The 8,792-nt window shown below is 70.2% G+C and carries 6 protein-coding genes and 1 pseudogene; 2 read left to right on the forward strand and 5 right to left on the reverse strand.

Annotation, left to right across the window (positions count from 1 at the left end; translation table 11 throughout):
- Positions 1–106: 106 nt before the first annotated feature.
- From AB0H83_RS51065 to AB0H83_RS51085, 5 genes are all read right to left on the reverse strand, one after another.
- Entirely contained in the window at positions 107–2,131 is a 2,025-nt protein-coding gene (locus AB0H83_RS51065) for a hypothetical protein (protein WP_360111073.1), read from the reverse strand.
- Between the two features lie 180 nt (positions 2,132–2,311).
- Positions 2,312–4,117 carry a hypothetical protein gene (locus AB0H83_RS51070; RefSeq protein ID WP_360111076.1) on the reverse strand — a complete coding sequence of 602 codons (1,806 nt, stop codon included), beginning with the start codon at positions 4,115–4,117 and terminating at the stop codon, positions 2,312–2,314.
- A gap of 297 nt (positions 4,118–4,414) precedes the next feature.
- Positions 4,415–6,421, reverse strand: coding sequence for a hypothetical protein (locus AB0H83_RS51075; protein ID WP_360111078.1), 2,007 nt, complete (start codon positions 6,419–6,421; stop codon positions 4,415–4,417).
- Positions 6,422–6,440: 19 nt separating this feature from the next.
- Positions 6,441–7,142, reverse strand: a complete 702-nt coding sequence (locus AB0H83_RS51080) for a glycosyltransferase family 2 protein (RefSeq protein ID WP_360111081.1) — start codon at positions 7,140–7,142, stop codon at positions 6,441–6,443.
- Positions 7,139–7,498: a DUF2304 domain-containing protein gene (locus AB0H83_RS51085; protein ID WP_360111084.1), complete on the reverse strand. Its 360-nt coding sequence runs from the start codon at positions 7,496–7,498 to the stop codon at positions 7,139–7,141. Before AB0H83_RS51085 ends, AB0H83_RS51080 begins: the two co-directional genes overlap by 4 nt.
- A 558-nt stretch (positions 7,499–8,056) precedes the next feature.
- Here AB0H83_RS51085 and AB0H83_RS51090 point away from each other — a divergent pair.
- Positions 8,057–8,671, forward strand: coding sequence for a class I SAM-dependent methyltransferase (locus AB0H83_RS51090; protein ID WP_360111087.1), 615 nt, complete (start codon positions 8,057–8,059; stop codon positions 8,669–8,671).
- Positions 8,668–8,792, forward strand: a pseudogene (locus tag AB0H83_RS51095) (dTDP-4-dehydrorhamnose 3,5-epimerase); the annotation flags it as partial. The gene AB0H83_RS51090 and the pseudogene AB0H83_RS51095, both read left to right, overlap by 4 nt.

Below are 8,792 nucleotides of genomic sequence, written 5' to 3' on the forward strand. Positions count from 1 at the left end.
GCGCCGGGAACCGCCGCAACGCACGGAACTCCTCGAACGTCATCGACGCCACCACAAACTCCCCACCGGACGAGACAAGACGGGACGGACCCGGGGCAATCGAACGCTACGGGTACGTGAGCGGCACGACCTCGACCCGGATCCCCGGGTCGGTCTGCCGGACGTGCTCGACCGCCCGGGACACCGACGGCACGTTGGTGACGAACCGCACCGGGTCGGGGCTCTCCCGGATGAACTGCTCCAGCTCCGCCTCGGTCTTGGTCGGCGTCGGCAGCACCCAGATGGTGTCCCGCCACGCCAGTCCGTGGTTGTTGTAGAGCACCGACAACCACAGCGTCCCGTTGTAGGTCGTCATCGCGTCGTGCCGGCCGTTGACGTACAGCACCGTCACGTAGCCGTCGCTGTGCGGCAGCTTGTGGAACGTGGTGACGATGGCGTTCGCCGGTTGGAAGAAGTTGTTGAGGTCGCGCGCGTACGCCTCGCCCCAGCTCCGGTCGTTGGGCGGATGGCGGAACCCGGGATCGGCCGGACCGGCGTAGAAGAACGCGCCGGCGAGGAGGACCGCCGCGGCGGCCGCGGAAGGGACGAGCCCGGCCAGCCAGCGCCCGCGCCACCGGCGGGGCGCTCGGAACGCCTCCGGCGCCAGCATCACCGTCGCGCCGGCGCCGACCAGCAGCACCACCAGCAGCTCGTGCAGCGACTTCTCGTAGTAGTACCGGGTGGGGCTGCCGATGGTGGCCGCGTAGAGCGCCGCGGCGTACGCCACGCTCGTGACCACCCAGGCCAGCATCATCCGCCACGCCGGGCTGCGCCGGGCGCTCCGGCGGACCAGTAGTCCCAGCAGGACCGCGGCCAGCAGCCCCGACAGCAGCAGGACGTTCATCGGCTCGACGCCGCCGTCGCGGGTCAGCTGCTTGACCGAACTCGCCTGACGCAGGTTGATCAGCGGCGCGAACAGCGCGACCGGGCCGCCGACGAGGACCGCGCCGAGCGTCCATCGCCAGTGCCGCAGCAGCTGGCGGCGGTACCCGACGGCCCAGATCACCACGACCACCGACGCGCTGAGCATGAACAGGTAGTAGGTCATGGACACGGTGCACAGCAGCGCCGCGGCCGTCACGATCTGCTCGCGCGGGTCGCGCAACGGACGGGTCAGCACCGCGATGAGCAGGGCGAACGGCCCGAAGACCGCGACCTCGCTGACGAAACCGTGGGTGAAGACGGGGATGCCGTCGCCGAAGAACAGGAAGCCGGTGACGATCACGGCCACCGGCAGGAAGGCCCACCCTCGCAGCCGCGGTCCGCCGACCCAGCGGGCGCTCCACATGACGCAGGCGATGCTCAGCGCCAGGCTCAGGCCGTACAGCAGCGCGAAATTGTGCAAGCGGGTGAGCGGCGTGCCGTAGGTCGAGCCGGAGTGGAAGAAGTTGTTGAGGAGGGCGAACGTCACGTGCGCGCCCTGCGGGTAGGTGGCGAAGCCCGCCTGGAGCGGCACCGCCATCTCCGACTGATGGAACGCCAGCAGTCCGCCGGTGCGGTAGATGTTGTCGAAGATCCCGAAGTGCCGGGCGCCGTCCTCACCGAGCGCGAGCACCTTCAACGCGGCGGTCGGGCTCGGTGCGAGCGGTCGCAGGATCAGGACCGCCGCCGCGACCGAGGCCCCGACCAGGACCACGTCGGACGGGTCGATCCTGGTCGGCAGTGTGGGCCGGCGCCCCGTGACGACCGCGACCAGCACCAGGGTGGTCAGCGCCGTGCCGGCCACCGGCACCGGCTCGAGACCCCATGGCCAGACCGAGAACAGCAGCGCGGCGAGACTGACCCCGCCGCTGAGCACGGCGAAGGCGATCACCAGCCGGTCGATCAGGGTCCGTCCGGCGCGGAGCAGCGACGCCGTCCCGACCCAGACGAGCACCGGCAGCAGCACGTCGACCCCGGCCAGGTGGGTCGCGAGTGGAACGGCCCAGGCCGCGGCCACGCCGGCCAGCCCGATCCACACCCGCGGGAGCCGGCCGCGGACAGCCGACGCCCGGCTCACCTGGCTCGGCACCCGGTGCGCGCGCGATCGGCCGTCATGGTCCGCTGATTCGGTGGACGCTCGCCTGCCCTCCTCGGACACCGGCACGGTCACCGGAGCGCTCCCCCACACAACGCGATCAACGTGTCCATAGGGATTGCTCCTGATTCGTTCGATCTACCGCCTGGATCGGGCGCCGTCACCCATGGGGTCGGGTGACACGCCCGACCACCGGGCCCGGCAGAGCTTACGACTCGCCAACCTGCGACGGAAGACCGATCCGTTCATGAAACGTCAACCCTTGCGCCAGAGAGCCCATTGCTGGTTCGGGTTGGTCACCACGAGCCGGAACCCGTACCGCTCGCCGTCCCACGTCTCCAGCTTCGCCTCCTCGGGCGGGTCGTATGGCGCGATGACCACGTCCGCGTCGGCGGGCGGCGCGGGATCCACCGTCTGGTCCCAGATGAGCAGCGGGGTCCAGTAGACCTCGCGCATGTGGTTGTACTGGACGTACCAGACGGGCTGCTGTTTCGCGAACGCGACGCGGTCACCTTCGCGGACGTAGCCGTCACGGACGATGAGCGGTGTGCCGGGACGGTACTGGTTGACCTCCATCGCCACGCTGATCTTCTCTGTCGCGACCACCATGTTGGCCGCGACCACCAGCCCGACGACGGCCATCACCGTGGGCAGCCCCCAGCGAGGACGCCGGAGCAGCGTGACGATCCCGGCCAGGAGGATCAACGCGACAATGGTGGGCCGGGTGACGGCGATGTGGTCCCACCGCCAGCCCATGAAGGACAGCTCCGGCGAGTCGAAGTTGAGGAACCTGCCCCAGCCGTGCAGGCGGGTCCGGATCGACACGACCGCACCGGTGCCCAGGATGAGCGCGGCGGCGGAGCCGCCGAGCACCACGGCCTGGCGGCGGTTCTTCACCGCCAGCAGCGCGGTCAGGCCGATGAGCAGCCAGAGCGGGAACAGCATGTGGATGTAGCGCGCGTAGGCGTAGTAGTTGATCCGGTTGTCGCCGGGCGGCAGCGCGGCCGAGCTGGACAGCGCGATGAGCAGCGTGGTGAACAGCGTCGCGGTGACGATGATCCGGCGGGCCGCGGAGTCCCTGTCGCTCAGCTCGGCCCGCAGCGCCCGCCAGCGGGTCAGCGGCAGCACCGCGGCGATGAGGCCGACCGCGCCGAGGCCGAACGTGCTGACACACAGATACCAGATCTGCCCGTCGGCGGTGCCCAGCATCCGGCCCAGGCCGCTCAGCGTGGTGATCGCATTGATGGTCGTGTTCGTCGGGCTGTTGCCGGCGGTGTCGATCGCGTTGCCGCTGACGGCTTTGAGGATCGGGTCGATGGTCATCACCAGGCCGGCGCCGGCGAACGCGGCGACGGTGGTCGCCCAGCCGCTGCGCCGCATGATCAGCACGGTGATGATCAGCAGGACGTGCACCAGCACCACCATGGTGCCGCGGATGTGGGTGACGAACAGCAGACCGGCCATCGCGCCGGAGCCCAGCGCGCCGAGCACCCGCATGCGGGCCGTGGTGCCGGCCAGCCAGATGTGGGCGAACACGAGCCAGGCCATGAGCATGGCGGCGAGCACGGAGTCGGTCAGCGCGAACTGCGAGTAGAACACCACTGCCGGCATCGCCGCGGCGACGAGGGCGGCGCCGAGCGCCGTGCGCACGGGCAGCGCGAGGATCCGCCGCGCGTAGAGATACAGCAGGGGGAAGACCAGTGCGTTGAGCACCGCGTTGATGACGAGCACGCTCCGGTACACGGTGAAGGCGTCCTGCGTGAACCAGTACACCGGGGAGATGAGCATCGGATAGCCCATGCGCCGGAACGTCTCGTTGTCGGTGGTCTCACCACCGGGGCCGCCGGCCAGCACGCGGGCGGCCACCAGGTAGCCGTCCTCGTCGGCGTGGGCGGCGGGCACATTGAGGTGGCGCGACAGCCACACCCGCCAGCCGACCTGCAGGAGGTAGCCCACGATGACGGCGATGACGACCCACCGTCCGCTGAACTGCCGGCCGGTGGTGTCCGGCCCGGCCGCGGGCGGAGCGCCGCTCGGCTGCTCGGAACCCGGGTCGTGCACGGTCGGTCTTGTCGTTGACGATGCCCCGTCCGACGGGGTCGCGATCACTTGGGCTGGGTCCTGCTGCGAAGGCTCTGCCGCCGCGGCGTCAGCGTGCTGACTTACCATCGTCCCCTCGACGTGTCGCGGATTGCGGCTCGCCAACCGGCCAAGCGAGCACGGCTCAGAGCGACCAACGCTACCACAATGCAGTTAGCGGCTTTTTCAACGCAAGCCCGGTCTCCGTGCTATAGCAGGCGTTCCTCGCCACCGGATCAGCCGGGACTGATCCGGTGCGCATCGAGCCTCGTGGCCGGGTCACCGGTTGGGCGGCACGGCGTGCACGATCTGCACCTTCTCCGGATACTTGGCCGCCAGGTGCTCGGCCGCCTCGATGTTCGACTTCGCCGCCGGATCACCGTATGCCGACCGGGTGACGCCGGGTTGCGCCGATGCCCGGGACGGGTGGTCCGGGTCCAGCACGAGGAAGCTGGCCTCGGGATCGAACACGAAGAACCGGACCGGCACCGGGCTGTCCAGCACCAGGGCCTCCAGCGTCTCCAGCGTCTTCGGCCTCGCCAGCGGGTCCTGCCACAGGTACCAGACCTGCGCATATCGGTAGTTGCGTTGCATCACGGACGCGTAGGTCGAGGCGTACCAGTTCCGATACGGCGAGCTCATGAGATCGACGTTCATCATGCCGCCACCGTCCGGGAACATCCGGGTCATCAGGATCGCGTCGCGCGCGCCGTCGGGTGATCCCCGCTCGAGCGCGACCGCCAGCCGCAGCCCGACGCTGGGGGGCTGGTGGTGCCAGCGGCCGCCGGCCGCGACCAGCGCGACGGCCAGTGGCAGCACCACCGCGAAGGCGGGCACCGCGCGGCGCGGCAGCGCGCGGGCCAGCCCGCCGAGACCGACCAGCCCCACGACGATGACCAGGTGCAGGGTCTTCTCGAAGTAGTAGATGGTGCGGCCGATGGCGATCAGCTGGTACGTGGCGACCGTCGCCGCCATCGCGACCGCGAGCACGACGCCCAGCGCCGCGTTGCGGTTCCCCGGTGCCCGCAGGCCGCCCCGCCGGATCAGGCAGAACAGCACCAGCGCGATGAGTACCAGCGCCGCCGCCCGGTCGGTGGTCCGGGCGGTGCCGGGCAGCGTGAGCTGGTAGCCGCTGGCCGCCTTCGCGTTCAGCAGCGGGGTCAGCAGCAACGGGGCCGCGATGAGCACCGCGACCAGCCAGGCCACCGGACGGCGCCAGAGCCGCTCCTGCCATGCCCAGACGCCGGCCATGGCCACGGAGTACGGCAGGAAGAGGTGGTAGCTGAACGAGACCCCGACCAGCAGGAGCGCGACCGTGGCGAGCTGCTCGCCACGGTCGGCCAGCGGGCGGGCGACCAGCCCGGTCAGCAGTGCGGCGAGGGCGAGGCCGACCAGCTCGTTCGGGTATCCGCTGATCAGCACCGTCACCGGGTCACCGAAGAACAGCCAGGCGGAGATCAGTCCGACCGTGGCGAGCAGCCGGACCGGGCTCGCGCCGGCCCCGGCGACCCGCCGTGCGCTCCACAGCACCGCCAGCATGAGGAACACGAAGGCGGCCAGGCAGAGCCAGACCATCACGTCCATCGAGACCGTGCCGTCGACCGCCGCCGTGTCCGACGAGCGGATGAAGTGGTCCAGCACGGCGAAGCTGAAGTGGGTGCCCTGCGGGTAGTTCCGGATTCCCTCGGCAAGGTCGGCCGGCGCGTACCGCAGCGACTCCTCCGGGTTGAGGAAGGCGTAGCCGCCGACCCGGCCGATCATGTCGAACAGCAGGAAGTGCCGGGACATGTCCTCGCCCGGGATCAGCAGGCCCAGCCGGCCACCCAGGTCGCGCAGCACGAACGGCTCCAGGGCAACGGCCGTGGCACCGCCGAAGCCGGCGGCCAGCACCCAGTCCCGCGCCCGCCAGCGACCGGGCCGCGCCGGCCGGCGGCCGGTGAGCAGCGACAGCAGCACCAGGACACTCAGGGCGAACCCGCCGACCGCCACCGGATGCAGGTGCCAGGGCCAGACCGAGAACAGCAGCCCGGCCACGCAGAGCGCCGGGAACAGCTGGGCGAGGCTGACCACCACCCGGTCGAACCATCCGGCCGTGCCGCGTTGCAGGCCGGCCAGACCCGCCACGACTACGACGAGCAGCAGGACGTCGGCGTGGAGCAGATGGGTGACCAGCGGCAGCAGCCAGGCCAGGGCGAAGGCGGCCAACCAGCCGAGCGGCGCCCGGGAACGCCGGGCCGGCGCCGCGCTTGCCGTGACGGTGTTGCCACCAGAGGTGACGGCGGTCAAGGGAGGAGCTCCTTGAGAATCAGGCGCGGATCAACGCAAGCAGCAGGACCATGCCGGCACGGGCCAGGTAGATCGACGCCTTGACGGGCGAGTTGCTCGGGGTGCCCGCCATGCGGGGTCGCATGGCCACCGGGATCTGAGTGATCTTGTACTTCATCCGGGCCGCGCGCACCAGGACCTCGATGGTGTCGCCGAGGTACTCGGCCGGGTACCAGTGGGCGAACAGCTCGATGAGCCGGCGGTTGCACGCGCGGTGCCCCGACGTGGTGTCGGTGAGCCGGGTGCGGGCCAGCCGGGAGATGACCCGTGACAGCAGCCGCATCGCCCATTTCCGGGGGCCCTTGACCGCGTACCCGCCCTCGCCGGCGAACCGGGCGCCGATGACGAGGTCGTGGTCCTCGAGCGCGTCCACGAGCTTCGGGATGTACCGCGGGTCGTGCTGGCCGTCGGCGTCCACCTGGATCGCCACGTCGAAACCGTGGTCGCGGGCGTACCGGTACCCGGTGCGCATGGCACCGCCGACGCCGAGGTTGTACGGCAGCCGCGCGACGATCGCGCCGGCGGCCGCGGCCCGCGCCGAGGTGTCGTCGGTGGATCCGTCGTCGACGACGATCACCGAGACACCGGGCAGTTCGCCCTTGACCTCGGCGACGACGTCCGCGATCGAGCCCGACTCGTTCCAGGCGGGGATGATGATCAGCACCCGCTTGCCGTTGATCATTGCTGCGCTCCCGCTGGGTCCTTGCTGCGCTCCCGCTCGGCACGAAGCAGGGCCATGTCCTCCGCGAGCGTCCTGGTCTCCTCCTCCAGGCGGCTGACCTCCCAGCTCAGGTGCACGCACACGAGCAGGAGGAACACGATGCCGAGGAAGAGCACCAGGCTGACGCCGGATGCGATGCCGATGGACTCCACCACCGTGTCGGCGACCGTCGGGAACAACCCGAGCGGCAGCACCACGAGGCTGACGCCGAGCCAGAGGATCGCGTACTTCTCCTGGAGCTGGCGCCTGCGCAACAGCTCGATCATGAAGCCGAGCGACGCGAGCGCCGTCAGCCCGGTGACGATGGTCAGTTTCATGCCGGTCCCTTTCTGAGGCCGGGGTTGCCCCGATTCGGCAGAACTGCGGTCAGCATGCCACGCCGTTCGCGCGTCGGGAGAGCCCCGACCGCCGGGGCGCGATAGGCGCTCACCAGGTCCGAGCCACCGGCGGCGGCCCGTACGGGCGCGCTCGCTCACAGCGGCAGATTGTCTGGATTGCCGAAATGTGAATGTCTGGATTGCCGGAATAGGCCTGCTTGTCCACCGCGATGGCGTGCGTCCCGGCGTCATGGACACCGATGCATCCGGCGCCGCCGGTGAGAAGGGCTCTCACGAGGTGGGGAGTGTAGAGGACGCACCCGGCCCGCCGCCGGGTCGACCGGACCCCGGCATCGCCCACCCCCTTTTCGCATCGGCCGCCCCGAGCGGCCGATGCGTTCCGTGACCGCGTCCCGCCGGTCCGCGAATGCCGGCCGGATGCCGCTCGCGGGCTACGCTTCCCGAGCGGATCGCCTCACCCTGCTCGATCTTCCGGGTGAGCCTGCCGGGTGAAGTAGCATGCTTGCTACGGGTGAGGTGGTCTGAGAGGGTGGCACGGTGAGTGAGACCTTGAAGGCATCGGGCGGCAAAACCGAGGGCGTCGACTACACCGACCGTCTGCAGCGCCTCAGCGGTGCCGGATGGAAACGGGCACTGAACGTGCAGGCACCGTACCGGTGGAACATCCGCCGCCTCGACCTCGGTTTCACACTCGACGTCGGCTGCGGCATCGGCCGCAACCTCGCGCACCTCGACGGCAACGGCGTGGGCGTGGACCACAACCCGACCTCGATCTCGGCCTGCCGGGCGGCCGGCCTCACCGCGTTCACCATCGAGGACTTCTTCAAGTCCGAATACGCCACTCCCGGGCGCTTCGACGCGATCCTCGGCGCGCACCTCATCGAGCACGTCGAAGAGGACACGGCCAAGGAGATCATCTCCTCCTACCTGCCGTTCCTGCGCTCGGGCGGGCGGGCCGTCTTCATCACGCCGCAGGAGCGCGGCTATGCCAGCGACGCGACCCACGTCAGGTTCTCCGGCTTCGACGAGGTCGGCAAGATCTGCACCGATCTCGGGCTCACGCTGGACCGGCAGTACTCGTTCCCGTTCCCGCGCCCGACCGGCAAGGTCTTCACCTACAACGAGTTTGTGACTGTGGCTCGCAAGCCGTGAAGTTCCGTCAACTGTCGATCGCCGGCGCCTGGGAGATCACCCCGGTGCGGCACGGCGATCCCCGTGGGCTGTTCCTGGAGTTCTACCGGTTCGACCACCTCGCGGCCGAGGTCGGTCACCC

This window comes from Dactylosporangium sp. NPDC050688 (genome assembly GCF_040654515.1).
In the GTDB taxonomy this organism is placed as follows: domain Bacteria; phylum Actinomycetota; class Actinomycetes; order Mycobacteriales; family Micromonosporaceae; genus Dactylosporangium.